This window comes from Gottschalkiaceae bacterium SANA, assembly GCA_036323355.1.
Taxonomy (GTDB): Bacteria; Bacillota; Clostridia; order Tissierellales; family GPF-1; genus GPF-1.
The window spans coordinates 2,426,929-2,450,217 of sequence record AP028876.1; the positions used below are offsets into that span (position 1 = coordinate 2,426,929).

At 43.4% G+C, this 23,289-nt stretch carries 29 protein-coding genes; 11 read left to right on the forward strand and 18 right to left on the reverse strand.

The window, feature by feature from the left end:
• Position 1: 1 nt before the first annotated feature.
• Positions 2-1,258, reverse strand: a complete 1,257-nt coding sequence (locus AC25CA_RS11595) for an NAD(P)/FAD-dependent oxidoreductase (RefSeq protein ID WP_486813986.1) — start codon at positions 1,256-1,258, stop codon at positions 2-4.
• Positions 1,251-2,711: an NAD(P)/FAD-dependent oxidoreductase gene (locus tag AC25CA_RS11600; RefSeq protein ID WP_486813987.1), complete on the reverse strand. Its 1,461-nt coding sequence runs from the start codon at positions 2,709-2,711 to the stop codon at positions 1,251-1,253. Before AC25CA_RS11600 ends, AC25CA_RS11595 begins: the two co-directional genes overlap by 8 nt.
• Before the next feature lie 202 nt (positions 2,712-2,913).
• On the opposite strand from AC25CA_RS11600, the gene lepB reads away from it, so the two are divergent.
• Positions 2,914-3,471: a signal peptidase I gene (gene lepB / locus AC25CA_RS11605; RefSeq protein ID WP_486813988.1), complete on the forward strand. Its 558-nt coding sequence runs from the start codon at positions 2,914-2,916 to the stop codon at positions 3,469-3,471.
• A gap of 144 nt (positions 3,472-3,615) precedes the next feature.
• On the opposite strand, the gene AC25CA_RS11610 is transcribed toward lepB, so the two are convergent.
• The 13 genes from AC25CA_RS11610 to AC25CA_RS11670 all read right to left on the reverse strand — a co-directional run bounded on the left by AC25CA_RS11610 (position 3,616) and on the right by AC25CA_RS11670 (position 14,047).
• Complete coding sequence (locus AC25CA_RS11610; RefSeq protein WP_486813989.1) at positions 3,616-4,071, reverse strand: MarR family winged helix-turn-helix transcriptional regulator; 456 nt, start codon at positions 4,069-4,071, stop codon at positions 3,616-3,618.
• 65 nt (positions 4,072-4,136) lie between these two features.
• Positions 4,137-4,562 (reverse strand): 3-hydroxyacyl-ACP dehydratase FabZ, encoded by a 426-nt coding sequence (fabZ, locus tag AC25CA_RS11615; protein WP_486813990.1) that lies wholly within the window; start codon positions 4,560-4,562, stop codon positions 4,137-4,139.
• The gene (gene fabF, locus AC25CA_RS11620; protein ID WP_486813991.1) at positions 4,562-5,797 is read right to left on the reverse strand and encodes a beta-ketoacyl-ACP synthase II; all 1,236 of its coding nucleotides are present in this window, start codon (positions 5,795-5,797) and stop codon (positions 4,562-4,564) included. Before fabF ends, fabZ begins: the two co-directional genes overlap by 1 nt.
• A gap of 10 nt (positions 5,798-5,807) precedes the next feature.
• Positions 5,808-6,548, reverse strand: a complete 741-nt coding sequence (gene fabG, locus AC25CA_RS11625; RefSeq protein WP_486813992.1) for a 3-oxoacyl-[acyl-carrier-protein] reductase — start codon at positions 6,546-6,548, stop codon at positions 5,808-5,810.
• A gap of 9 nt (positions 6,549-6,557) precedes the next feature.
• The gene (gene fabD, locus AC25CA_RS11630) at positions 6,558-7,484 is read right to left on the reverse strand and encodes an ACP S-malonyltransferase (protein WP_486813993.1); all 927 of its coding nucleotides are present in this window, start codon (positions 7,482-7,484) and stop codon (positions 6,558-6,560) included.
• Positions 7,484-8,419, reverse strand: coding sequence for a nitronate monooxygenase (locus AC25CA_RS11635; RefSeq protein ID WP_486813994.1), 936 nt, complete (start codon positions 8,417-8,419; stop codon positions 7,484-7,486). The genes fabD and AC25CA_RS11635 overlap by 1 nt, the downstream gene beginning before the upstream one ends.
• 71 nt (positions 8,420-8,490) lie before the next feature.
• The gene (acpP, locus tag AC25CA_RS11640; protein WP_486813995.1) at positions 8,491-8,718 is read right to left on the reverse strand and encodes an acyl carrier protein; all 228 of its coding nucleotides are present in this window, start codon (positions 8,716-8,718) and stop codon (positions 8,491-8,493) included.
• Between the two features lie 34 nt (positions 8,719-8,752).
• Positions 8,753-9,721, reverse strand: a complete 969-nt coding sequence (locus AC25CA_RS11645) for a beta-ketoacyl-ACP synthase III (RefSeq protein ID WP_486813996.1) — start codon at positions 9,719-9,721, stop codon at positions 8,753-8,755.
• Positions 9,718-10,659 carry an acetyl-CoA carboxylase carboxyltransferase subunit alpha gene (locus AC25CA_RS11650; protein WP_486813997.1) on the reverse strand — a complete coding sequence of 314 codons (942 nt, stop codon included), beginning with the start codon at positions 10,657-10,659 and terminating at the stop codon, positions 9,718-9,720. The genes AC25CA_RS11645 and AC25CA_RS11650 overlap by 4 nt, the downstream gene beginning before the upstream one ends.
• On the reverse strand, positions 10,656-11,531 hold the full coding sequence (gene accD / locus AC25CA_RS11655) for an acetyl-CoA carboxylase, carboxyltransferase subunit beta (RefSeq protein WP_486813998.1): 876 nt from the start codon (positions 11,529-11,531) through the stop codon (positions 10,656-10,658). Before accD ends, AC25CA_RS11650 begins: the two co-directional genes overlap by 4 nt.
• Positions 11,532-11,543: 12 nt before the next feature.
• The gene (gene accC / locus AC25CA_RS11660) at positions 11,544-12,881 is read right to left on the reverse strand and encodes an acetyl-CoA carboxylase biotin carboxylase subunit (protein WP_486813999.1); all 1,338 of its coding nucleotides are present in this window, start codon (positions 12,879-12,881) and stop codon (positions 11,544-11,546) included.
• Positions 12,882-12,883: 2 nt separating this feature from the next.
• Complete coding sequence (gene accB / locus AC25CA_RS11665) at positions 12,884-13,348, reverse strand: acetyl-CoA carboxylase biotin carboxyl carrier protein (RefSeq protein ID WP_486814000.1); 465 nt, start codon at positions 13,346-13,348, stop codon at positions 12,884-12,886.
• Positions 13,349-13,492: 144 nt separating this feature from the next.
• Positions 13,493-14,047 carry a rubrerythrin family protein gene (locus tag AC25CA_RS11670; RefSeq protein ID WP_486814001.1) on the reverse strand — a complete coding sequence of 185 codons (555 nt, stop codon included), beginning with the start codon at positions 14,045-14,047 and terminating at the stop codon, positions 13,493-13,495.
• Between the two features lie 165 nt (positions 14,048-14,212).
• On the opposite strand from AC25CA_RS11670, the gene AC25CA_RS11675 reads away from it, so the two are divergent.
• The 10 genes from AC25CA_RS11675 (at position 14,213) to AC25CA_RS11720 (ending at position 20,445) form a co-directional block, all read left to right on the forward strand.
• On the forward strand, positions 14,213-14,725 hold the full coding sequence (locus AC25CA_RS11675) for a Na+/H+ antiporter subunit E (RefSeq protein ID WP_486814002.1): 513 nt from the start codon (positions 14,213-14,215) through the stop codon (positions 14,723-14,725).
• Positions 14,718-14,978 carry an MrpF/PhaF family protein gene (locus AC25CA_RS11680; RefSeq protein ID WP_486814003.1) on the forward strand — a complete coding sequence of 87 codons (261 nt, stop codon included), beginning with the start codon at positions 14,718-14,720 and terminating at the stop codon, positions 14,976-14,978. Before AC25CA_RS11675 ends, AC25CA_RS11680 begins: the two co-directional genes overlap by 8 nt.
• Entirely contained in the window at positions 14,975-15,274 is a 300-nt protein-coding gene (locus tag AC25CA_RS11685) for a cation:proton antiporter (RefSeq protein WP_486814004.1), read from the forward strand. The genes AC25CA_RS11680 and AC25CA_RS11685 overlap by 4 nt, the downstream gene beginning before the upstream one ends.
• On the forward strand, positions 15,271-15,816 hold the full coding sequence (locus AC25CA_RS11690) for a Na(+)/H(+) antiporter subunit B (RefSeq protein ID WP_486814005.1): 546 nt from the start codon (positions 15,271-15,273) through the stop codon (positions 15,814-15,816). The genes AC25CA_RS11685 and AC25CA_RS11690 overlap by 4 nt, the downstream gene beginning before the upstream one ends.
• Positions 15,809-16,084: a hydrogen gas-evolving membrane-bound hydrogenase subunit E gene (gene mbhE, locus AC25CA_RS11695; RefSeq protein ID WP_486814006.1), complete on the forward strand. Its 276-nt coding sequence runs from the start codon at positions 15,809-15,811 to the stop codon at positions 16,082-16,084. The genes AC25CA_RS11690 and mbhE overlap by 8 nt, the downstream gene beginning before the upstream one ends.
• A gap of 11 nt (positions 16,085-16,095) precedes the next feature.
• Positions 16,096-16,503, forward strand: a complete 408-nt coding sequence (locus AC25CA_RS11700; RefSeq protein ID WP_486814007.1) for an MnhB domain-containing protein — start codon at positions 16,096-16,098, stop codon at positions 16,501-16,503.
• On the forward strand, positions 16,500-16,835 hold the full coding sequence (locus tag AC25CA_RS11705) for a sodium:proton antiporter (RefSeq protein ID WP_486814008.1): 336 nt from the start codon (positions 16,500-16,502) through the stop codon (positions 16,833-16,835). Before AC25CA_RS11700 ends, AC25CA_RS11705 begins: the two co-directional genes overlap by 4 nt.
• 349 nt (positions 16,836-17,184) lie before the next feature.
• Entirely contained in the window at positions 17,185-18,435 is a 1,251-nt protein-coding gene (locus tag AC25CA_RS11710) for a complex I subunit 5 family protein (protein ID WP_486814009.1), read from the forward strand.
• Positions 18,436-18,488: 53 nt separating this feature from the next.
• Positions 18,489-20,084: a complex I subunit 5 family protein gene (locus AC25CA_RS11715; RefSeq protein WP_486814010.1), complete on the forward strand. Its 1,596-nt coding sequence runs from the start codon at positions 18,489-18,491 to the stop codon at positions 20,082-20,084.
• A 67-nt stretch (positions 20,085-20,151) separates the two neighbouring features.
• Entirely contained in the window at positions 20,152-20,445 is a 294-nt protein-coding gene (locus tag AC25CA_RS11720) for a TIGR04104 family putative zinc finger protein (protein WP_486814011.1), read from the forward strand.
• Positions 20,446-20,499: 54 nt separating this feature from the next.
• Here AC25CA_RS11720 and AC25CA_RS11725 read toward each other — a convergent pair whose 3' ends face one another.
• Genes AC25CA_RS11725 through AC25CA_RS11735 form a run of 3 tightly spaced genes read right to left on the reverse strand, consistent with a single transcriptional unit; the run spans position 20,500 to position 23,086 of the window.
• On the reverse strand, positions 20,500-21,009 hold the full coding sequence (locus AC25CA_RS11725; RefSeq protein WP_486814012.1) for a ferritin: 510 nt from the start codon (positions 21,007-21,009) through the stop codon (positions 20,500-20,502).
• 36 nt (positions 21,010-21,045) lie between these two features.
• On the reverse strand, positions 21,046-22,152 hold the full coding sequence (locus AC25CA_RS11730; protein ID WP_486814013.1) for a mechanosensitive ion channel family protein: 1,107 nt from the start codon (positions 22,150-22,152) through the stop codon (positions 21,046-21,048).
• Positions 22,136-23,086, reverse strand: a complete 951-nt coding sequence (locus AC25CA_RS11735; RefSeq protein WP_486814014.1) for a DMT family transporter — start codon at positions 23,084-23,086, stop codon at positions 22,136-22,138. Before AC25CA_RS11735 ends, AC25CA_RS11730 begins: the two co-directional genes overlap by 17 nt.
• Between the last annotated feature and the right edge of the window lie 203 nt (positions 23,087-23,289).

Here is a 23,289-nt window from a genome sequence, read left to right on the forward strand (position 1 = left end):
TCTATACCTCCTCCACAACAAATCGGATTTCTCCGTCCGCCAGGTTGGCCAAAATCTCTTTTTTAATCTTAAAATTCACCATTTCAGCCGGCAGAAATTTTCGTTCCTTTTTCTCTGCAATCAGGGTGTCACCTTGGTATGCGCGTACAATATGTTTGTCATAGACACTCCGCACACGCATGTAGAAAGTTACCTGATCATCGACATTGGATAAATTCACCGTTTGTGGCACAACATAGCCGATCCCATCACTATTTGCTGTTGAGAAATTAGGCGTTGTTTCCAATTCACCCTTCAGGTATTTGGCTACACCTTTTCCACTCAAAGCACCTTCTTCACTTACGAAATCAACCAAATCATGAACATGAACGACATTCCCGCAAGCAAATACGCCTTCCATTTCCGTTTGACGAAGTTCACCAACCTTGGGTCCACTGGTGCGTGTATCCACAGCAATTCCCGCATTTTGCGTAATCTCGTTTTCTGGAATCAAGCCAACACTTAACAAAACCGTATCGCAATCAATTCGCTTAAAGCTTTCTGGTATCGGTTTAAAATTTTCATCTACCTTGGCGATCGTTACCCCTTCCACTCGGGCTTTTCCATGAACCTTGACAATTGTATGGGAAAGCATCAATGGAATATCGTAATCATCCAAACACTGAACAATATTTCGTGTTAGACCGTTAGAGTATGGCATCAATTCACAAACAGCCTCTACCTTGGCACCTTCAAAAGTCATTCGCCTTGCCATAATCAATCCAATATCGCCAGATCCTAGGATAACAACACGTTTGCCTGGCATATAGCCTTCCATATTGATAAAACGTTGCGCCGTGCCAGCAGTAAAAACACCTGCAGGACGGTCACCCTGCAATTGAATAGCACCACGGGTACGCTCGCGGCATCCCATAGAGAAGACAACTGCTTTTGCTTCAATTTCCATATAACCACGCTCAGCAGAAATCGCACGAACTACTTTTTGCTCTGAAATCTCCAAAACCATGGTGTCAGTCAAGGTCTCAATCGTTGTATCCTTAACCAAGTCAATATAACGTAAGCTATACTCAGGACCCGTTAATTCCTCTTTAAATCGGTGCAAACCAAAACCATTATGGATGCACTGATTCAAAATGCCACCCAGTTCCTTGTCCCGTTCCAAGATCAAAATCTTTCGAACACCTTGTTCATAGGCTTCAACAGCTGCAGACAATCCAGCAGGACCCCCGCCAATAACTACCAATTCATATTTAAGCATCTTGTCCCCCTTTTTCCAATGCGTCTTTTGATCGCTTGGTCAACAGGTAAGATCCCTCTCCCTGCTTTGTAATCTCTTCCATAGATAAGCCAGTTTCCCGCGAAATAATTTCCATCACGCGTGGTGCACAGAATCCGCCTTGGCATCGACCCATGCCGGCACGCGTACGTTTTTTTATCGCATCTACTGAAGTAATCGGCAAACCTCGATGAATGGCATCTACGATTTCACCTTCTGAAATAGACTCGCAGCGACAGATCACGCGGCCGTATGCCGGCTCTTCCGCGATCAAATTATTTAGTTCTTCCGCTTCCATATCGGCAATGCGCTTATAGGGTTTTCTGGTCGGATCAAAGTTTGGATCAGCAGTCAACTCAAGACCCATTTCTTTCAAAATATCGGCCACATGAATCGCAATGGCCGGCGCCGATGTCAAGCCTGGAGACTCAATGCCCGCTACATTGACAAATCCTTTTACTTTCGTTTCCCCAATAATAAAATCACCGCGATCGCTACTGGCTCGATTACCCGAAAAAGAACGAATCACTTTTCTCGTATTGATGGCGTCAATGCTCTTAGAACCCGCTTTCAATATTTTTGCAATCACATCGCTGGTTGTAGCAACATCATTTTTTTCATCAATGTAATCAGAATTTGGACCCACCAGAATATTATGATGAACCGTCGGTGTTACCAACACGCCCTTCGAACCATTTTCCGGTGCTTGAAAAATAACGGTATCCGTCATAAAGGCCTGATCTTTATCTAATAATACATACTGACCTTGTCGAGGATTGATTGTAAAATCGTCTTCCCCGATCATGGCAGAAATCCGATCTGCGTACAAACCTGCTGCATTGATGACAACCTTGGCTTCGACCGGCCCCTTGCTCGTATGAAGAATAAAATGATCTTCCACTTTTTCAATGCCGTTTACTTCTGTATAGAAGGAATATTCAACGCCATTTTTCGCAGCGTTTTCTGCCAAGGCAACCGACAACTCATAGGGCGACGTTACACCTGCCGTTGAGCAGTACAAGGCCTTTGTCACCGATTTGCTCAGATGAGGCTCCATTTCTCTTGCACGATCACCTGAAATGATTTCAAGCCCGCGGGCACCGTTTTTGATGCCATTTTCCAACAGGCGATCCAATTCCGGTTCTTGGCCTTCATTAAAGGCAACAACAAAGGAACCGGTTTGCCGGAATCCAAAGTGAAGTTCTTCTTCCAATTGTGGATACATGGCGTTTCCCTTGGCACTAAAGAATCCTTTCAATTTGCCATGAGCCGCATCATAACCACCGTGAACAATGCCGCTGTTCGCTTTTGTCGTCTCTGTTGCAACATCTTCATTTCTCTCGACGACGCGAACCTTCAACTGGTAACGAGACAATTCGCGGGAAATCGCTGTCCCGATCACCCCACCTCCGACAATACATACATCTAACATCATGATCCTCCTATTCATTTCAACCAAAAAAGCTACACGGAAATACCCCTTTTGCACAAAAGGGCTTTCGTGTAGCTTCTCATCTTCTCAAGCTGATTTTTAATTAATGACAGTGTAACATAATTATAAATTTTCTGCAAGAGATTTGTATTTGCTCCTTCGATGAATTACAATAAGAACAGGATTTCATCTTAAGGAGGCACACATGAAACAATGGCTTAAATCCTTTGCAAAAGAGTACGGGGTATTCATCCTTGTGATGGTATTGTTCTTTGGCTTTTTCGCCCCCCTCACCACCATCGGATCATCCATGAACGAAACTTTGATAGACGGTGATATTTTGATGCTTCGACGTACAAAAACTGTCGAGCGTGGCGATATTATTCAATTTCAATCCGATATAAAAATCGATGAATACCATCTGAGTCAACTCAATTGGTTCCAACGCTTAACCGTAGGTGAAAATATGAATCTGGTCAAACGTGTTGTCGCCCTTCCTGGTGAACATGTAGAAATGATCCAGGGACTGATCTTTATCGATGGCAACAAATTGGAAGAAACTTATATCAGCCACCAGGCAAATGAAATCTATCTCGATTTCGGTATCGTTCCCGAGAATACACTTTTCGTTCTTGGAGACAATCGACCTGTATCAAAGGATAGCCGCAGTAAAGACGTCGGTTTTGTCGATCAGGATTCCGTCAAGGGACGGGTTACCTTCCGATTCTGGCCACTCTCACGTATTGGAAATGTTCACTCTTAAAGAGAAAAGCCAACTGCTTGATCAACAAGCGGTTGGCTTCTTTTTTTCCCTGTAACTTAGGAAATGCAAGCTACAGGCTTTATTTCTTGAAATATCGATTTCTGTACGGAAAAACTGTAGCTTACGAAACGCAAGCTACAGGCTCTATTTCTTGAAATATCGATTTCTAAAAAAATCACGCAACTGCTCCAAGGAATTCATCAAAAGAGGCAACTCTTCAATCTCTAAATCATGAATCAGAGCTTCCACCATTTGATTGTGGAACAATTCATGCGCACGAAAGATCTGACGGCCCGATTTGGTTAACTCCACCTTCACTACCCGACGGTCCTCTTCCGTTCTTTTTCTTTCTACATAACCCTTCTTCACCAGACGATTAATTCCCGACGTCAAAGACGGCAGTGTAATGCCTAAGTCTCTCGCCACTTCACCCATAGATCTGGCTTGATTCAAGCCAATGATTTCGATGATATGCATCTCATTCACTGTAATCGACGGACTGGTTCGTGTTGTAATCGACTGCTCTTCAATTTCTAAGATATCATGAAACAACTCCACCAAGATCTGATTGATCAGGGTTTTCGTGCTGTCTTTCGACATAGGCTCACCCACTTTGCTTTCTTCTTCCTATTTTATCCAGAATTACCGTTCCTTGCAATACAAATCTATTGTCCAACAGCAAAGACCAACTCAGCTTTTACCGCTATTTTTCCATTGACTCGCGCAATCGCTTGACCAATGCCAATTCCACCCTTGGATTTCACAATGCACGTTTCCAATTCCAGCGCGTCCCCAGGGACAACTTTTTTCTTGAATTTAGCTTGATTAATACCGCCAAAATAGGCGATTTTCCCTTTGTTTTCTTCCAAAGATAGAATGGCAACCGCCCCCATCTGAGCCAAGGCTTCAATGATTAAGACGCCTGGCATAACCTTCTCTTGCGGAAAGTGCCCTTGGAAATAAAACTCATTTCCACTGACCATCTTTACACCCTTGGCAAAAACACCGGGTTCAAGCTCATCAACGCGATCAATCAGCAAAAAGGGCGCGCGATGAGGAATAATATTTTGAATTTCATCATAGGACAACATTAGTTTTCCTCCCATCTTTTAAAGAGCAAGCTTCCATTGTGTCCGCCAAATCCAAGAGAATTGCTCATGGCATACTGAATCTTCGCCTTTCTTGCTTTCCCTGGCACATAATCCAGTGTGCAGAATTCACCTGGGTTCTCCAAACCAATGGTCGGCGGAAGAATCTGCTCCTGCAAAGCACGCAGACAGAAAATCGCTTCAACAGCACCTGCCGCACCCAGCAAATGACCCGTCATAGACTTTGTCGAGCTAACAGCAACCTGAGTATCTGGGCCAAATGTTGAAACAATGGCCATGGACTCATTCTTATCATTGTGAGGCGTACTGGTTCCATGGGCATTAATATAACCAACCTCTGCCGCACTAACACCAGCCTGCTTCATGGCTAATTTCATGGCACGAGCTGCTCCCTCGCCACCATCTGCTGGTGCCGTAATATGAAATGCATCGCAGGTTTGGCCATAGCCAACCACTTCGCCATAGATCTTTGCTCCACGTTTTTTTGCATGCTCCAATTCTTCCAAAAGAAGAATACCAGCACCCTCGCCCATAACAAATCCGTTTCGTTCCGCATCAAAAGGAATCGACGCACGCATTGGATCCGTGGAACGAGACAAGGCTGTCATCTGATTAAACCCAGCAATCGCCAATTTATTAATGGAAGCTTCTGTACCTCCTGTTAAGACCAAAGACTGCTCCCCATAATGGATTGCCTTAAATGCCTGACCAACGGCGTCTGTGCCTGAAGCACAGGCTGTAACCACCCCGTAGCATTGTCCTTTGGCACCATACTCAATAGCGAGCTTGCCTGGAGCAATATTAATAATCGATTTTGGAATAAAGAATGGCGAAACCCGCTTATCGCCCTTTTCCTCGAGCAGCAAGCTTTCCTGGTAAATAGCCGTCAGTCCACCGACCCCGCTACCCAAAATCACACCAAACTCCTCAGCGTCAATGGTAGCAAGATCCAAGTCCGAGTCTATCATGGCTTCTTTACCAGCAGCCATGGCGAAGTGAATGAAGCGATCCAACTTCTTCGCTTCCTTCTTTTTCATATAGGTCGTCACGTCAAAGTCTTTGACTTCACCCGCAACTTTAACTTCAAAATTTTCCGTATCAAAACTAGAGATCGGATTCAATCCGCATTCTCCGGCCTTTACCTTTTCCCAAGAGGACTCAACATTCGTTCCTAACGGGGTAATCGCTCCAATCCCTGTTACCACTACTCTTTTCATGCGCTCCTCCTTACATCACCATGCCGCCATCAACATTGATGACTTGACCCGTAATGTACTTTGCGTCGTCCGACGCCAAGAACTTCACTAGATTGGCTACATCTTTCGCGGTTCCAAAATCCTTAAGTGGAATCGCCTTCAACATTTCTTGACGAACATTTTCTGGCAAATTTTCCGTCATCGCCGTTTTTATAAATCCCGGCGCAATGGCATTGGCACGAATGCCAAACGAGCCGCCTTCCTTGGCCACGGACTTCATCATTCCGATCACTCCGGCTTTTGATGCTGCATAGTTTGTTTGACCCACATTGCCCATCAGACCAACCACCGATGAAATATTGATCATCACACCGGATTTCTGCTTCATCATGACACGCATGGCGTGTTTCATACAATTAAAACTTCCCTTCAGATTGACCTCGATGACTTGATCAAAGGCATCTTCCTTCATCAATGGCAAAAGAGAGTCTTTGGTGATCCCCGCATTGTTGACCAAGACATCGATCCGACCAAAGGTCTTTTTCGCAAATTGAATCAATCGTTTGGCATCGTCAAAATTACTTACGTCTGCCTGCACAATCTCAACGACTCCACCCTTGGCTTCCAAGGCTTCTTTTACTGCCAGGGCTTCTTCTTCCCGGCTTCGATAATTTAATACAAGATCATAGCCGGCCTCTGAAAGTGTTTCGGCAATGGCACGGCCAATCCCCCGGCTTCCCCCCGTTACAATCGCTATTTTTTTATCCATCATTTTTTCTCCTTATTTCGTCTTCAACAATTTCGAAAGTCCCTTCAGATTTTCCACCGCATAGCTATTCTTACTCTTGTCGAATCGCTTAACAAAACCCGTCAGCGTTTTCCCGGGACCAATTTCAATAAAGGTATTCACCTCGTCCGCCAATAAAGCATTCATGATGGAAACCCAGCGAACCGGACTCGCAACTTGTTCTGCTAAGAGCGCTTTTACCTGGTCTTGACCCGAATACAAACCGCCTAAAACATTGGCATAAACCGGCACTTCCAAGGGATTGATCTTTATGGATTCTAATTCCTTCGATAGTCCCACCTGAGCGGGTTTCAACATTTCTGTATGGAATGGCGCACTTACCGGCAGCAGTGAAGCAATCTTCGCTCCCGCTTCCTTTGCACGCAATACAAACCCTTCCAAAGCTTGAATTTCGCCCCCCACAACGGTCTGCATGGGCGTATTGTAGTTTGCGATTTTTACAAAACCATCTCTTGTTTCCGCGACAAGTTTTTCGATGGTTTCTATGGGCAGTCCTACGACTGCTGCCAATCCACCTCTTCCAGCTGGAACGGCATCCTGCATCAATCGTCCTCGAACACGCACCAATTGAACCGCTGTTGAAAAATCAAATGCCTTGGCATAAACCAGAGCAGCATACTCGCCAAGACTCAGCCCTGCCGCACAATCAGCTTGAAGACCATGGGCTTCTAGAACCCTCAAAATCGCAATAGATGTCGTCAAAATTGCTGGCTGTGTAAATTCTGTCAGGTTCAATTTTCCCTCTGGATCAGAAAAGCAAAGACTCTCCATATCCATTGACAGAGCATCGGAAGCTTCCTCAAAAATGAGGCGCGCTTCTGAAAACTCATCAACAAATTCTTTGCCCATGCCAAGTTTTTGCGCACCCTGGCCTGGGAATAAAAATGCTGTTTTTCCCATTACAATGCCTCCACTTGTTTCTTTAATTGAGCGAAAGGTTCTGATAAGGCTAATAAGGATTCAAGAATTTTCGCTGCTGGCTCAATTTCACTAACCATGCACGCGCATTGTCCAGCCATAAATGAACCGGTCTTCATATCGCCTTCAATGGCTGCCCGATACAAAGAACCCGCCGAATAGGCCTCAATTTCTTCCGCATTCTTTCCAGCTTGATCCATCTTTTTCAATTCCTTCGATAAAGGATTTCTCAAAACTCGGACGGGATGGCCCGTGTTTCGTCCTGTCACAAAAGAGTCGATATCCTTGGCTTTCATCACCTTTTTCTTATAATTCTCATGTACCGTGCATTCTTCCGCCAAAATAAATCGCGTACCCACCTGTACACCGACAGCACCCAAAGCAAAAGAGGCTAAGACACCGCGAGCATCAAAAATACCCCCAGCGGCAATCACCGGCAGATCAATCGCGTCAACAACAGCAGGAACCAGAGTCATGGTGTTTAATTCACCTACATGACCCCCAGCTTCGCCACCCTCGGCTATAATTGCATCAACACCAAGACGAACCATGCGTTTTGCCAAAGCAACACTGGCAACCACAGGGATCACCTTAGTACCATTACTCTGCCACGCCTTAATAAAGCGGCTGGGATCGCCTGCGCCTGTAATGACAACGGGCACTTTCTCTTCCGTTGCGATCAAGGCCACCTCTTCCACATAGGGACTGAGGAGCATAACATTTAATCCATAGGGCTTATCTGTCAATTGACGAATCTTTTGAATCTGCTCTCGCACATAGGATCCAGGTGCATTTCCACAGGCGATTACACCAAGTCCACCAGCATTCGAAACAGCAGCTGCAAGACTTGCATCAGAAATCCATGCCATGCCCCCTTGAATAACGGGGTATTGAATATTTAAAACGTCTTGTATCACAGGCCTTCCTCCTTTAGCAAAAGAATCTAACGTTTTGACAGATCTCGCCGCGTTAGATTCTTCTTATTTCTCTATGCTTGTTTCTTCTCGATGTAAGCGACCAAGTCACCAACCGTAAGGATGGTTGCCAGTTCTTCTGTTTCTACTTCGATCTCAAATTCTTCTTCAATTTCCATAACCAATTGCATCATATCCAGAGAATCTGCTTCCAAGTCCTCTTTAAAATTTGCTTCAAGCGTTACCGCTTCCATTTCTACGTCTAGTTCTTCCACCAAAATTGCTTTTAATTTTTCCATCATTGTTTTTTTCCTCCTTAGAATTACCCGTTAATAATTACCATTGAATAAGGGCTGTGCCCCATGTTAAGCCCGCGCCGAAACCAACGAGCAAAATTTTATCTCCCTTAGCCAGTAATCCCTTTTGATTCATTTCACTTAAAGCGAGGGGAATACTTGCTGCGGAGGTATTTCCATATTCATTTAAATTGAGATAGAACTTTTCGGGATCCATCTTCAATTTTGAAGCCGCAAAATCAAAAATACGTTTATTAGCCTGATGGGGAACAACCCAGCGAATATCATCGTTGGTTAGGTCATGCTTTTTCATCATTTCCTTCAAGCTTTTCGCAACCACCTTTGTGGCAAATTTGAATACATCCTGCCCCTTCATAGAAAGAGCCTCATAGTCAGCCTTCGTTTCTCCCATGGGATTTTTCACTGGAATGGTTGGAATGACAATCAGATCATTTAAATCTCCATCGGTGTAGATCTTGGTATCTTGAAGACCGTTTCGCTCGCTCTTAGCGACCACTGCCGCACCAGCACCATCCCCAAACAAAATACAAGTGTTACGGTCGGTCCAATCGAGATGTTTTGACAAAACCTCAGCACCAATTACCAGTATTTTTTGATAGGAACCCGAGGCAATCAGATTTTTTGCCAGATCAAGACCATAGACAAAACCCGTACATCCCGCCGAAATATCCATAGCGACGGCGTTCTTCGCCCCAATTTTTTTCTGAACCAGTCCCGCTGTACTTGGGGATAAATGATCAGGCGAGGTTGTCGCCAACAAAATCATATCTAGGTCTTCTGCTTCCATGCTGGCATCTTTGAGCGCAGCAATAGCGGCTTTCAGAGCCAAGTCAGAGGTGTTTTCTCCCTCAGAAACATGTCGATTCGCAATCCCTGTACGCGATTGAATCCACTCATCGGAGGTCTCTACGAGCTTCTCCAAATCAAAGTTCGTCATCACCGCTTTCGGTGCGTAGGCACCAATACCCAGAATCTCTGTATAGATCATTCCAGTACCTCCTTTTCACTTACCTTTCCCATGACTCTAAATCTTTCATAGCGCTTCTTCAAAAGCGTTTCAACAGGCAATGCTTGATAGGATGCTATCGTTTCTAGAATTTCCTTGCGAAGCAATTCAACCACAGCTGGCAAGGTCTCTGTTGAAAATTCTACAGGTTCTTTCACCACACGATCTACCATCCCAAAGGATTCAAGATTCTGAGCGGTGATTTTCATCACCTCAGAAGCCTCTTGGGCTCGCGATGCATCTTTCCATAATATCGAAGCAAATCCCTCTGGTGATAAAACGGAGTAAATGCTGTTTTCCATCATCCAAACTTCATCGGCTACAGCCATGGCCAAAGCACCGCCAGATCCGCCTTCACCAATCACGATGGTAATAACAGGTACGGTAAGCCCCGCCATAATGGTCAGGCTTTCAGCAATTGCCTGTCCTTGACCACGCTCTTCCGCCCCCAATCCACAGAAAGCTCCTGGGGTATCTACCAAACATAGAATCGGTCGATTGAATTTTTCAGCCTGCTTCATTAAACGCTGGGCTTTTCTGTACCCTTCCGGATTCAGCATGCCAAAGTTTCGTTTCACTCGGTCCTTGGTGCCAATGCCTTTTTCCTGTCCGAGAATGGTGAAAGCCGTTTGGCCAATCCAGCCGATCCCGCCAATCAAAGCCGGATCATCGCCATATCTTCGGTCACCATGAAATTCCATAAAATCGTCCACAAGGCCCTTGATATAATGAGAAGCAACGGGTCGCTTGGCATCCCGTGCTTTTGTCACACGATCCCACGCTTCCACAGGCATGTCGACTTTAATTGCCTGTAATTCCTCTTTGCGTTTATTTATAGCTTCCGATACATCAATACCATCTGCCTGTAGCGCCTCAAGACGCTTCAGTTCACCTTCTAGGCGTTTCATCTTTTCTCTCATCTTATCCCTCCATGGAGCCTCAGAATCCCACTTAAGGTATCCTTCATCTCATTACGGGGAATGATTCGATCCACAAATCCCTTTTCCAATAAGAATTCCGCTCGCTGGAATCCTTCAGGCAGGGTCTGTCGAATCGTCTGCTCAATAACCCGACGACCAGCAAATCCAATCAAGGCACCCGGTTCAGCCATAATCAGGTCGCCCTGCATGGCAAAACTTGCCGTTACACCACCGGTTGTTGGATCAGTCAATACCGATACATAGAGCCCGCCTGACTTGGAATAGGCTTCTATTGCCAGGCTGATCTTTGCCATCTGCATCAAGGAATAAATTCCCTCCTGCATGCGGGCACCTCCGGATGCACAAAAAATAATCAAGGGTAGGGCTTCCTCTTTTGCACGTTCAACCGCCAGGGTAATTTTCTCCCCAACTACACTGCCCATGCTACCCATCATAAAACTTGCATCCATAACCGCCAATATACAGGCTTGCTTGTCAATCTTTGCAAATCCAGTAACGACGCCTTCTGCTTCCTGGCTTCGCTGGCGATTGCTTTCCAATTTCTTTTCATACCCTGGAAAATCCAAGGGATTTGTTTCTTCCATAAGCATATGGAATTCATCGAAAGCATCCGTAATTTGCGCAATGCGTTCCCGCGCGCCTAATCGCAAATGCTGTCCACATTTTTGACATACACCCTCGGTTGTCTTCAAAATTTCTGAATAAAAAATTTCTCCACAATTAGGACATTTATGAAAATCGCCTTCCGGTATCAATTCTCCCCGGCTAATGGGATCCGCCTCTGTCTGCACAAATGGTTCTTTGGTCTTCGGCAATTGTATGGTTGCATAGGTCCGTTTCTTAAAAAGCATATTCGATTCCCCCTATTTCCAATCCGTCTCCAGCCATTTCGTATGAATCCGCTGCTCCAAGAAATCTGGATGATTTAGAATTTCTAAATGAAAGGCTTGGTTGGTTTTGAGTCCTTCGATTTCCAGCTCCGAAAGGGCCTGCAACATCTTTGCAATGGCCAATTCTCGTGTCTCTGCATGAACAATCAACTTCCCTACCATAGAATCATAGTAAGGCAACACTTCATATCCGGCATAAACAGCACTATCCATGCGCACGCCAAATCCACCCGGTACCCGCAGGCTTGTGATTTTTCCTGGGGAAGGTCGAAATTGATGCGCAGGATCTTCCGCATTTAGTCGACATTCGATAGAATGTCCCTGAATTTCAATTTTTTCTTGCTCGATGTCAAAGGGTTCCCCCTGGGCTACAAGCAATTGCGCTTGAATCAAATCAATTCCTGTCACCATTTCGGTGATTGGGTGCTCAACCTGAATTCTTGTGTTCATTTCAATAAAGTAGAAAGAATAATCATTGCTAACAACAAATTCAATGGTTCCCGCGTTTTCATAATCCACGACGGAAGCTGCTTTGACAGCCGCAGCTGAAATTTCAGCCCGAACCTCTTCTGGTAAAAAAGTAGCCGGTGCCTCTTCCATTACCTTCTGATTCCTTCGTTGCAGCGAGCAATCCCTTGTTCCCAAGTGACGAACATTACCATGTTGATCCGCAATGACCTGTACCTCGATATGCCGCGGATTGACGATCAGTTTCTCTAAGTACATGCGTCCGTCGCCAAATGCCAAATCAGCCTCTTGTCTAGCCGCTTGAAAATGCAGTTCAAATTCCTCTTCCGATTGAATCACACGCATCCCACGACCACCACCGCCGGCTGCAGCCTTAACCAAAACTGGATAACCCAGTGTCTTTGCAATTTCTTTTCCTTCTGTCGCCGTCTCAATCAAGCCATCAGAACCAGGCACCACCGGTACACCCGCATCAATCATCGTTGCACGGGCAACTGATTTATCTCCCATCTTCTCAATCACAGCAGCAGATGGACCAATAAACTTCACCCCAACCTGCTCACAAAGACGTGCAAATTCTGGATTCTCCGATAGAAAGCCAAATCCCGGATGCACTGCATCCGCATGAGACAAGCCCACTGCAACCAGAATATTGTTCATATTTAAATAACTGTCTTTTAAATCTTTTGATCCGATACAAAAGGCTTCATCTGCAAGTTGCACATGCAGACTGTCTCGATCCACATCAGAATACACCGCAACGGTTTCAATCCCTAATTGACGACAGGCGCGTATAATGCGCACAGCAATCTCCCCGCGGTTCGCTACCAATACTTTTTTCATACTTACACCTTCTTCACTCGGAATAATGGTTGTCCATACTCAACGGGCTGTCCATCCTCAATTAAACATTCAAGAATTTCGCAGTCTTCTTCCGCTGTTACTTCATTCATCAGCTTCATCGCTTCTACAATACAAACGGTCTGATCCTTCTTAACGATTGTACCAACTTCTACGTAGTTGTCAGCATCAGGACCTGGTGCTGCATAGAAACTTCCAATAATTGGCGATGTAATTGTTGACCCTTCCAACTCTATTGTTTCTTCCATAAACGGCTCGACCGTCTCTTCTCTTTTTCTGTTTACTTGCGGGCTTTCTACAGCTACAGGCACGCTTGTGCTCTGAACTTGTACCGGTCCTTTCGACTTGTCTGTGATCAACCGCAATCCATCTGTTTCAATTTCTACTCGAATTAGAGATAGTGAATCAATGGTTTGAAGCAAGTTTTGAATCTCTTCTATTTTCATCATTCTCTCTCCGTTTTTTTATTTAGTCTGTCTAACTATTTGACTATATAAGTATACGGGCGTTACAAGGGTGTGTCAACGAATTTCAGAATGAATTTTTTGTTAACAATTAAAAAGAACCCCTCATATCGAGGGGTTCCATTCGCATTACGCTTTAAATTTTTCGTATTTTTCAGCCTTCACTCCGCAAACTGGGCAAACGTCTTTTGCCTCACCAGCCAGGGTATGTCCGCAGACTGGACAAACAGAAACCAAGGCCGCTGCCTCGTAATCCACTCCAGCATCAACAGCCGTTTTTGCCGCTAGAAACAAGCCCGCATGGGTTTTTTCTGCTTCAATGGCGAATTTCATGGAACGAATTGCTTGTTTTTCATCTTGCGCTTCCGCCACAGATAAAAAGGCTGGATACATTTGCTCCACTTCGTGCAATTCTCCATTTCTTGCCCATTCCAAATGGTCCGATGTTTTTGCAATGCCAAAGCCAGCTCCGGCTGGCACCAGAAAATCACCTGTTTCATTTTTCAAGACTCTAAAATGGCCGTGTGCATGAATTTGTTCTGCATAAGCGATAGCCGCAAACAGATTAGCAACCTTTGAAAACCCTTCTTTTGCCGCTTCATTTCCCCAAAGCAAATATCTCATATGGGCTTGGCTCTCTCCCCCAAATGCAGATCGTAAGTTATCAGCTGTCATAGCGTTCATGATGTATCCTCCTATTTTTTCGATAAGATAAGTATACCATAATATACATTAATTTCAAGATTAAATTCATTATAATTTTGTTATTATTACAATTAACCAATTATCAACTTTTTTCAATTTTCTGATGTTTTTGCGGTATAATAATGACAAGTGGAGGTTGACCCTATGAAACGTAAAATACGATCCAATCTACTGTCATTGATTCCATTAATTTTATTCTGGTTTCTTTTGGTTCCTTCTCTGGAACCCATCTTGGTGGTGCAAGGTCTTCTAGCCATCGGCTTCGTTCTGCTCTTCACCCGATCCTGGGTTTCTTCATCGCAATATACCAAATACCACGCCTCTCAACTGCTGGTCTGCATGCCCAAATACGTCTGGGTCTTGTTTCGAAATATCTATCGCTCTGCATTTTCTGTGATTGCAACCATTCTAAAACATAACGCACACCCCAGTGTTGTAGAAGTTCCCATTCAAGCAAAAACACCCTTGGTTCAAACCCTGATTGCCAATGCGATCACCTTGACACCTGGAACCATCACCTTGGACATTCAAGATACAACGCTTTTCGTTTTGTCCATTTATTCAGATGAGGAAACAAACCTACAAATCATCAAAACAATTCAAACCGAACTGGAACCCTTGGTCCTTCCCATCGAAAGGAGGATTCAATATGATTGAAAACCTTACCATGGCTTTTCTTGTGGGCGCCATCGTTTTTTCTGCCATCTTACTCATCCGAGGCCCCTCGGTTTGGGAACGTCTATTGGCCTTAAACCTATTTATGGCAAAATCCGTAATCTTATTGACGGTTTATTCCGTCGTCACCAATCGCACCTTCCTATTAGATCTTGTTATTGCCTATGCGATGATAGGATTTATTGGCATCACCTTAATCTGTCGATTTTTATTGAGAGGGGGTCGTACAAAATGATCGCATCATTGTTATTAATTATCGGCTGTTTGTTTATCGGTTTCAGCATCTTTGGCATTGTTCAGTATCGCAATATCTTCACAAAAATTCTTTTAATATCTAAAGTCGATACAGTTGCCACCCTTACCGTCATTATCGGTTTAATTTTTTATCAAGGTTTTGATGCCTCTTCAATCAAGCTAATCATTTTGATCGTCTTCTTAATGATCACCAATCCCATCAACACCCATATGATTGCACGGGTAGCATGGCTACATGGGGTTCCCTTCGAAGACTCAGTGAGGACGAAATCATGATTCCCATGGAAGAGTTGATCCTCCCCATTTTCTTAGGAATTTTAATAGCCTTGGCCGTTGCCATTAACCTCACAAACAACCACCTAACCGATGTATTCTTATTATCTGGATTCTCACTGTTAGCGGCTTTTTGCTATGTATTGTTTCAAGCGCCAGACGTATCCTTAGCCGAGGTGGCTGTGGGAAGCGCAATTCTTCCCCTGATCTTCATTATCTCCATTTCCAAACATCGCAGTTTTGTCGTACTCAATCTTCTACCACAAAACTGTACCCTGGAATTAGAGGCCTTGACCTTATTACAAGAATTTTGTGACCGATATCGACTACAATTGGTTCTCGTCTCAGACTTAGCCCTAGATGATGTGGAGTTCAAAGTTTTTAGAAAACGCAATATCGACCTGATCATTGAATCCCATGAATATGACATTTGCACATTTACCGGGGTCACCACAAGCTTGATGATGAATCGTTTGGAGTCACGAATTCAATCTTATGACCATTTTGAAATGAAGGAAATTAAAGAAGGTGAATTTATTGTCTAGACGATTGATTGCAGTATTGGTTCCCTTTGGGTTAGCAATCCTATTTATTCAGTTTGCTCAATTAATCCCCGAACTGACAAGTCCACAATTCGAAAATGCAAAAGACTATATTATGCAAAGAGGCTATGCGGAAACAGGAGCCAAAAACCTCGTCTCTGCCATATACCTTGACTATCGCCTGTTCGATTCTCTTTTTGAAGCCGGAATTCTTTTGATTACGGTTGTTGGCATAGTCTTTATGGCAAAATCAGACGAAGACGTATACTAGGAGGCTGTACAATGAAACAATCCATTCTGGTCATCACCATCAGTCGCATTATGTTGCCCTTTGTCTTTCTTTATGGCTTTTATATCATCCTCCATGGCGATCTATCACCAGGAGGCGGCTTTCAAGGCGGGGCAATCCTTGCCACTGGGTTTTTATTGACTTACTTTATCGATGATGAACGGCGGGTTGATCTAAATCGTCTCTTGCGCCGAGAAAAGCTTTTATACCTCAGCATATTGTTGACGGGCAGTCTTTCTGTGATCACCCGTGGAGAACTCTTCACTAATTTTCTATCTCCAGATTTTCCACTAGAAGTTCGAAGGATCTTCTTCCTTCTATTGAATGTCTTAATCAGTCTCAAGGTTGCCCTGGGTTTAACCGCCATCGTGGAGACATTTCTTGAGGAGGGCCAAGGATGAAACTATCATTACTGCTAATCTTTCTTTTGTTTTGCATCGGTTTTTACGGACTCTGTGTAGGCAAGACCGTTATCAAATCTATCTTTAACTTAACCATTGCCCAAACAGCCCTCATTCTCCTCTTCTTTCAATTGGCCTATGCACCCAATGCATCACCGCCAATACTGAATCAAGGAAGCACAGGAATTTGGGTTGATCCCTACCCCCAAGCACTAATGATCACTGATATCGTGATCGGAGCATCCATAACCAGTCTCGCACTTATGTTCAGCATTAAAATTTATCATCATTACGGAACCTTGACTTGGAAAAAATTTATGAATAAGGACTGATTCGATGAATGCCATGCCCTTGATCTTTATTTTTTTACCGATCCTCATCGCCTTGCTCATCTACCTCATCCATCGACCTTGGATCAGTACTCTGGGTTTTCTTTGTCAGGGCGTTATCAGTGTTGCTTTATTTTTCTACACCAGATTCATTCAAATAACCGGAAGTCACGAAATCATCGTCGGTCCCTGGAGCAAAACCATCGGTATAGGTCTTAGAAACGACCTTCTCTCCCTTGGTTTTCTTTGGCTCACCCTGCTATTTTGGTGGGTAATTCTTGCCTATATTTGGTCGGACCGAAAACAAGATTATAAATTTCTTTTCTTTTTTTTCTTTCTAGAAGGTACCTTTATGGGACTTTTGCAAAGCAACGATCTATTCAATTTTTTCATCTTTATCGATATCACTACCATCCTTTCTACGATTCTAATCATCTATGAGAAGGATGGTTTTGCCATCAAAAGCGGTGTCTACTATCTCTTGTTTAATTCGGTCGGCATGCTCTTCTATCAATTGGGCTTTATCTTTATATATTCTTCCATGGGCACCCTAAATATGACCCTACTGGCGGAACGATTGGCACTTGCTCCCCACTCTCCCTTGATTCGATTTTCTTTTTTGTTTTTCTTGGTTGCTGTCGGAGTAAAATCTGCTGTTTTTCCTGTCTACAACTGGCTACCTAAAGCCCATAGTGCTGCGCCGAGCGCAATTTCAGCCCTGCTTTCTGGACTCTTGGTAAAAAGTGGCCTGTATGCGTTTTTACGGATCCGGACCCTTTTCAGCTTTGACTTTATGAATGAATTTTTCTTTTTTCTTGGATTATTTTCCGCCCTGAGCGGCGTAATTTTCGCTCTGAGCCAAAAAGATTTGAAACAGATTCTCGCCTATCATACCGTCTCGCAGATTGGCTTGATCGTCATGGGAATCAGTCAGCCGAATACCCAACTTTACTTGGGCGGCATCAGCCACCTAATCAATCATGCACTCTTTAAGGCACTGCTCTTTCTATGTGCCGGGATTATTATTCATCACTATCAAAAACGAAGGGTCACTGAAATACGGGGTGTTTTTTCTACCATGCCTTTTGTTTCTATCACAATGATCATCGCCATAATCTCCATAACCGGTGGCTTCTTCACCAACGGCTATATCTCGAAAAGCCTTCTCACGTATGGATTGGCAGAACATGCCAGTTGGATACGATTGCTATTTCAAGTCATCAATCTGGGTACTATGGCTTCCTTTATTAAAATCTCGCAGATTTTCTTTGGACCCGGCCTAGCAAAACGACAGCAAATCAATCCAGGCCAATGGATTGCAATTACAACACTAAGCCTTGCTTGTTTGATAATTCCTTGGACCTATGAACCCTTGGGAACCGCATTTGGTCTCCATATATCACATGTCTCGCTCTTCACGCCAGAAAAACTCTTACTCTACCTAATCCAAGCTAGTCTAGGTTTTGGAATCGTTCGATGGCTTATGAAGAAAGATCCCAAATCAGTACGTGCCATTCGTCACTTTCAGCTTAGTTTTGGCGCTTCCAATGCATTAATGCTTCTTTTCTTACTTCTGATGATCGTATCGGCTAGCCCGCTATAGAGAGAAACGATTCTTGCCTCCCTTTAAGCGGACTCTATTAAAAGGATGATTCCATGGATATAATGCCCGTCACTTTGATTGTCATACCAATTATAACTGCATGCTTGATCCATCTCATCCACAAACCATGGATCAGCATCTTGGCTTTTGTCTGTCAAGGACTCTTAACGATTCTCTTGCTTCAATACTCCGCATTCATACAAGTTGTTGGCATCCACGATCTTATCATTGGTCCGTGGGACTCCTGGATTGGAATTGGACTAAGGAACGATCTTTTGTCCCTTTGTTTTCTTTGGCTCACTCTGTTATTTTGGTGGATCACCCTTTTCTACATCTGGTCGTCACACAAAGAAAACTATAAATTTTTATTCTTTCTCCTGTTCTTAGAAGCTACATTTTTGGGTCTGCTTCAATGCAATGACCTATTCAGCCTTTTTGTCTTTATAGAAATCACAACCATCTTATCCACAATTTTAATCATTTATGAAAAAAATGGCTATGCTATCAAAAGTGGCATTTATTACTTGCTCTTCAATTCAGTGGGTATGCTCTTTTATCAACTCGGATTTATTTTTCTATATACAACCATGGGAACCCTGAATATGACATTATTGACGGAACGGCTTGCAGTCGTACCTCATTCCAGCATACTTCGACTAGCCAATCTTTTCTTCCTAGTTGCCATTTGCGTAAAATCAGCTATTTTCCCCGTTTACAATTGGCTGCCAAGAGCCCATAGTGCAGCACCAAGTGCGATTTCCGCTCTATTATCCGGACTCTTAGTAAAAAGTGGCATCTATGCCTTTATTAGAATTCAAGCCCTCTTTGGGCTCACCTTTATGAATTCATTCTTTTTTTCTCTAGGTCTCTTGTCCGCTGTCAGCGGCATGATATTTGCTTTAAGTCAAAAAGATCTCAAACAAATACTCGCTTATTCAACAGTCTCACAAATCGGATTAATTGTCATGGGTCTCAGTCAACCAAACACCATGATGTATCTAGGCGGCATAACCCACCTAGTCAATCATAGTCTGATCAAAAGTCTGCTCTTTCTTTGTGCGGGTGTAATCATTCATCATACAGGCAAAAGAAAGATTACAGAAATTCGGGGCATTTTCAAAACGATGCCACTCCTTTCGATCGCAATGATCGTCGGCATGGTTTCCATCACTGGTGGTTTTCTTACAAATGGCTACCTTTCAAAAAGTCTTTTGGTTTATGGACTCCAGAAGCAGGGGATAACGGCTAGACTCGTTTATGAAGTCATTAATTTGGGCACCATAACTTACTTCATGAAGATCGCACAAATTTTCTTTGGTCCGCCTTGCACGAAACCGCAAAAAATCGTTCTTGGCCAAAGAGTTGCCATTAGTCTTTTGGCGAGTATCTGTCTGATCATTCCTTGGTTTTATTCATCGATTTGGGGATTTTTCGGGCTTGATCTACCCACACTCACGCTATTTTCTTGGTCAAAGTTCTTCCTCTTAAGTTTCCAGGTTGCAATCGGTTTTGTTTGTCTGAAATGGATGATGAATCAGGAGCCAAAATTCATGTCAACCATTCGTCATTTTCAATTGAGTTTTGGTGCATCCAATGGCTTGATGCTCTTCTTTTTAATTCTAATGATTGCAGCTGCTGATCTCTTGTAGCAAGGTCCCACTAGACAAAGAGAGGATTCCTATGTCATACTAAATCTAACAGTTTAAGGAGGACCTTATGATTACAACCTGCAGCAATTGTCAGCATCGCTTTTCATGGATGGACCGCACTCGCGAAATCTGGATGAAAAGCAATAGCCTTCGTTGTCCACAGTGTCGCCAAGTTTATCGCCAGTCCTTGGTTTCACGAGTACTCTTGTTAGTTCTGATTCCTTTGCCCCTCATATTGAGATATGCGATTCCAACAATCCCGCCATATGCGTTTTTTATTTGGATGGGTATTCTTGTAGCCTTGGCGCCCTATCTTACTTGGTTTGTTCCCATTGAGGATAAAGAAAAACGAATTCAATAAAAAAAGATAAAAAAAAGCCATGATCTGAAATAACAGATCATGGCTTTGCTTTTGCTATTTTACCGGTGGTGTAAAAACACGTGCAGCCAATTGCTCATCATAATGATAGAAAGCCGATTGATTGTCACCAATGCGGTTAAGCTTGTCAATCATACTTTGCATGTTATCTTCTTCTTCCACCTGCTCGTCCACGTACCAATTCAAGAAGCTGATGGTTGCATACTCACGTTCCTTTGTTGCAATATCCATTAGATTATAGATCCGTGCAGTCACGCGTCTTTCATGCTCTAGTGCCTCTTCAACAATAGCCAATACGGAATCATAGCTGTTGATAGATTCTGGGATCGCAGCAATTTTAGCATGTCCGCCCTGCTCATTGATATAGTTGTAGAATTTCATTGCATGGAATCTTTCTTCTGCCGCCTGTACCATAAAGTAGTTGGCGAATCCATCCAATCCATCTTTCTTCAAGTGAGCCGCCATTGCGATGTACGCAAATTCAGACAAAAGCTCATAATTCATTTGATCGACCATTGCATCCATTAATTCTTTAGAAATTTTCATTTTGAGTTCCTCCTTTTCATGTCTCTATACCATATATTACCGCTTTTCATCGGAAATAATCAAGGGATTTTCAAAATAAACACTTTGAGAGGGAAAAGCAATCCCAACACCCTCTTTTTCGAGATAATTCAGGATCTCCAAATTAACTGTTTCCCGTACTTCCATCAAAGTTCCGTACTCGGATGAATCCGCGAAATAGGTAATAAGAAAATTCAAACTGGAATCTCCAAATTCCGTGAAGCGAACCATTACAGAGTTTTCATCCACCTGAGGATGAGCTTGAATTAAATCCTTCATTCCCCCCTGTATTTTCTTAAGGGTTTCCGCCTTTGTCCCATAAACAACACCCAGCTGATATTTAACTCGTCGTTGCTGGCGGCGAGAATAATTGTAAACCGGCGAATTTGCAATATTAGAATTGGGCATAATTATCATTTCCTTCTCGAAGGTGCGAATTCGTGTCGTTCGAAACTTAATTTCTTCCACAACACCTTCCTCTGAACCAATCCGAACAATATCCCCCAAATCAAAATGTCCATCCAAGATAATGAAAATACCTGCAACAAAATTTGATATGGTATCCTGAGCCGCCAATGCGATCGCCAAGGATCCAATACCAAGACCAGCTACCAAGGAATTAAGATTATACCCAAACTCATTCAATAGGATACTGACAGAAATCACCAAAATCACTACCTGCAAAATCTTTCCAATCATACGATTGACAGCACCCTTCGCTTCCAGTTGAATATGGCTGGCAGCCGCAGATTCAATTCGTTGCTCCAAGAGCTTACTCGCCTGAACCAGAGCATAAGTCACAATCATAATGCCAGCGATACGTACCCCCTTGTCCAATCCGGCGGGAACCTTTCCCTCCCAGTTTGGATAGTGGGCACCTAGTATAATTCGAAAAGAAACATAGAGATTCACGATATTCAAAATCCATTTCACGGGGTTTCGAAAAGCTTGATTCACCTGATCAAATGTCTTTAATTGAAACCTAGAAAAGATTCGCTCCAACAAACGCTGGTACCGTGGAAAGCCCACCCGAATCAAGATACGAAATCCAATAAAAACACCAAGGGCAATTAAGATTCTCTCCATCGAAATACCCATCAAACTCCATTCAAGCACTTGTTTCATCTGTCATCCTCCGATTCGCACCATTTCCATTTACCATCCAAATACCTAAAACAACTAAAATGAGAGCACCTCCATGAATATAGGTGAACTGCTCCTTTAAGAAAACTGCAGACAAAACGCTGCCAAAAATAGGAATTAGGAATTTATACAAACTAATTTCCCCAGCCTTATTGAAGACCAACAGGGTATACCAAAGCCCGAAGGCAATTGCGGATAATAGAGATGCATATAAGAGCAAACCCAGCCCCAAAGCCGTCCACTGAATGCTACCTGCCTGAATCCCCATCAAACCACCAACTAGGAGAATTGCTGCTCCAATACACATTTGACTCCCCGTCATAACCAAGATGTTCATTTTCTTCCCAAGCTCTTTACCGTAAATCGCAGCAATGGAGCTTACTGTCACCGAAACCAAAAGAAAGCCTTCGCCATTCCACTGAATATGAAACTCTAAAGGTCCCTTTAACAGAGCCACCGACGCGACACCAATCATTCCAAGTGTCAAGCCAGCAATTTTACGCTTGGTCAAACTGTCATCGGGATAATAGAAGTGCGCCATAATCGCAACGAGAAAGGTGCCCAGTCCTACCATAATCGATGAGGTAACCCCTGTTGTATGGGCCAATCCATTATAGAAGAAAAAGTATTGTAAGGTTGTACCTAAAATTCCCATACCAATAATGGCTTTCTTAAAGCCCTTGATCTCAGATAACAACGAATTCTTATGACGAATCCGCGTAAACACGAGGATCATCACACCTGCTAAAAAGAAGCGGACACCTGCAAAAACCATTTTTGCATAAATATCATCAGGTGCCATCTGAAGCTCTTGGTAGCTGATTTTCAAAACAGGAAATGCGCTCCCCCACAACAATCCACAGATTGTCGCAACAAAGGCAATGACCGAACGTTTTTGCCATATCTTCGCTTCCATTAATTCCTCCTATAAAAAAACCGGGTATCAAACCCAGCTATTTGTTAATCCTTTTATGCGATAAAACCGCCTATTTTCAATGCCTTCAACGGCTTCTGCTATTCTGTGCATCGTGTCTTGTTCACTTCTAATATACTACCACTTTTCACCTATCAAAGAAAGGACGTAATTTCAGCTATTACATAGAAGACTTTTTCCCATTC